This window comes from Paracoccus fontiphilus (assembly GCF_017356265.1).
In the GTDB taxonomy this organism is placed as follows: domain Bacteria; phylum Pseudomonadota; class Alphaproteobacteria; order Rhodobacterales; family Rhodobacteraceae; genus Paracoccus; species Paracoccus fontiphilus.
Map to the genome: position 1 here is coordinate 1 of NZ_JAFNAW010000155.1, position 1,753 is coordinate 1,753.

Genomic DNA, 1,753 nt, shown 5'->3' on the forward strand with positions numbered 1-1,753 from the left:
GAAAGGGAAAGGGTGGACGACTTTTACGCCGCCCGCAGCAGCTCCATGCCGCCGCTTCCGTGGCCTAATTTCTCACCGCCGTTCTCACCGGGTTCAGTGAAGCTGCCGTGACACATTCATCAGATCAGGCAATGCGATCCTTGGCGTCGCTCGGTTGGACGGCGTTTTTCGACGACCAGATCGCGCCGGCGGAAGCTGACCTCATGAGGATGCGCGTCGCAACCGTTCATCGGGCCCGGCTGACCGCAGAGTCCGGGTCGGGGCCGATGAGGCTGACGCTTCCCGTCCACGCCAATACAGCGGATCATGCAGTCGGCGATTGGGTTCTGGTTGAACCGGAGAACACGCTGCTTGTCCGCCGGCTGGAGCGCAAGACGCTGCTGCAGCGGCGCACCGAAGGGAGCCGCACGCCGCAACTGATTGCCGCAAACGTGGATACGCTCTTTATCGTGACCTCCTGCAACGACGATCTCAATGCGGCACGGCTCGAGCGCTACCTGGCGGTTGCAAATGAAGCGGGTCCAACGCCGGTGATTGTTCTGACGAAGGCTGACCAGGTCGCAGATGTCAGTCCCTATCTGGACCGGGTGGCGGGTCTGCAACGCGGGCTTGATGTGGTGACGCTGAACGCCAGGTCGCCCGAGGCGGCACGGGTGCTTGCGCCATGGTGTGGCTTTGGTCAGACGATCGCCCTTGTCGGCTCCTCCGGGGTGGGCAAGTCGTCGCTGCTCAACACGCTTTCAGCGAAGGCACCAGACGAGGCGCAGCTGACGGGCAGCATCCGCGAGGCGGACAGCAAGGGCCGCCACACGACCACGTCTCGCTCGCTTCACGCCATTGCCGGAGGCGGCTGGGTGATCGACACGCCCGGGATCCGAACACTTCACATGAGCGACATCTCCGCAGGACTGGACCTGCTGTTTGCCGAGATTGCCGAGCTTGCTCCCCTCTGCCGCTTCGGGAACTGCACCCATTCCCATGAACCCGGTTGTGCGGTTCAAGCCGCAGTAGCCTCGGGAGCACTCGACCCCGCGCGGGTGGATCGATGGCGCAAGCTCCTGGACGAGAACCAGAGCAACACTCCGCTGCAAACCGGACCACGCGGGAACAAGGTCATCAAGGCGCCCAGGAAGCCGCGCGGGAGGTAATCTCGCGCAAAGAGGCGGGCCAGAGCAGCTCCTCGGGCTCACCCCATGCGGCGTGGCCACATCCTCGGAAGCTGCCGCTCGATTGATACCGCAGCGAAATTCATTGAAATCGCCGCTCCAACGGCCTTCAATCGCTATCCTGATGCAAGCCGTTCACCGTTCCCGACAAGGCCTGCTGTCATTTGGCATGATGGTGTCATAGTGATGGGAAAACGACTCAGGACAGATAATGCGAACTCACTTTGCTGCTCTCCTCGCTCTCATGATTACCACCGGATGCGCGGTCGGTTCTGGTGCAGTGGTGAAGGGCGTTGAGCCAAACGACCTCCTGAAGTTGCGTGAAGGCCCTGGTGTCAATCACAAAATCATAATTGGCTTGCCAGAGGGAACGCGGCTTACTCGCCAAAACTGCGTGACAAATAACGGTAAGGTCTGGTGCAGAGTCTCGCTCGCCGACAAGCCTGGTATCTCGGGTTACGTTTCAGCCGACTATCTGGCGCATCGTTGACAGCTACCGGCCGAGGCTGTGTGGAAACTGGTGTTCGTGGTAGACTATGACATGGCTGCGGGGGATCAGCATGTCGGGCTTCATCGAGGGTGTCGAG

The 1,753-nt window shown here is 61.2% G+C and carries 2 protein-coding genes; both read left to right on the top strand.

Translation table 11 applies throughout. The features are described from left to right. Positions 1–131: 131 nt before the first annotated feature. Positions 132–1,148, top strand: a complete 1,017-nt coding sequence (rsgA, locus tag J0F76_RS20580) for a ribosome small subunit-dependent GTPase A (protein WP_207472323.1) — start codon at positions 132–134, stop codon at positions 1,146–1,148. Between the two features lie 262 nt (positions 1,149–1,410). Beyond that, entirely contained in the window at positions 1,411–1,656 is a 246-nt protein-coding gene (locus tag J0F76_RS20585) for an SH3 domain-containing protein (protein WP_423227384.1), read from the top strand. Positions 1,657–1,753: the final 97 nt, after the last annotated feature.